Here is an 871-nt window from a genome sequence, read left to right as displayed (position 1 = left end):
CCTTTTCCTTCTCCTTTTATAATTTTATACAAAATAATTTCAAATAAAATCTTTCGTTTCTATATTTTTCAAAGGATATTTAGAAAAGAAGGTAATTAACACTTTTATAAGGTCTGTCAAATTCATTACAGTGTATTCAACTACATTTTTTCCAACTTTCACTTTCCCACACTTCAACTTCTTACAGATAAAAGTTAAAAAACTTTTTATCCGACCACCTTAATACTATGGAAAAGACAGGTTGTATAGAATAACCACTAGTATAAGTTTTATTTTTATCAATTCGAGTATAAAAAGATCCCCCTCCCATTGTAAAATCCTATAAATGTATTTGTTATTATTTATAACAATGCATATCATAAAAAAAGAGAAGATTTATATCTTCTCTTTTACAAAATAAAATTTGAGGTTGTATCCTACTAAGAATGGAAAATGCAAGTTTCCTTTCCTAAAGCACAATACCTCTTCTAAGCTAGATGAAGAATAAATATAATTCTTCGTCTATGCTTCCATAAATATTTCAGCGTTACTATTTATTTGATCAATAATCCCTATAATCCCTCTTGCATACGCCATATCATCTTGGAACAATTCAACGATACTACCTACTGTTTTAAAAGGTTCTTCTTGTAACACTCGTTTGTCAATGATGCCGTTTTTCACTACGTAATCAACAATTAATTTCACAAAACGTAACTGATTAACATTCAATTGTTCATTCATTAAAAACTGAGAAAACGCAGCATTAGCAGCCTGCGGATCTAAACCGACAATTTGACGAACTAATTTTGTAACTGACGTATCTCCATACTCTTTCTCATAGTCTTCTCGAGTTCCGAGCTCTTTCCAAAGAATAGCTTCTAATGACTGA

General features: G+C 30.2%; 1 protein-coding gene. It reads right to left on the bottom strand.

The window, feature by feature from the left end:
• Positions 1-501: 501 nt before the first annotated feature.
• The coding region (locus tag RCF13_RS02130; RefSeq protein WP_308140785.1) for a type I restriction-modification enzyme R subunit C-terminal domain-containing protein at positions 502-871 on the bottom strand (370 nt) is incomplete at its 5' end.

The organism is Stenotrophomonas maltophilia group sp. RNC7 (assembly GCF_030910085.1).
GTDB lineage: Bacteria > Pseudomonadota > Gammaproteobacteria > Xanthomonadales > Xanthomonadaceae > Stenotrophomonas > Stenotrophomonas sepilia.
The sequence above is the reverse complement of the archived record's forward strand: the minus strand, read 5'-3'. Positions and strand labels throughout refer to the sequence as shown.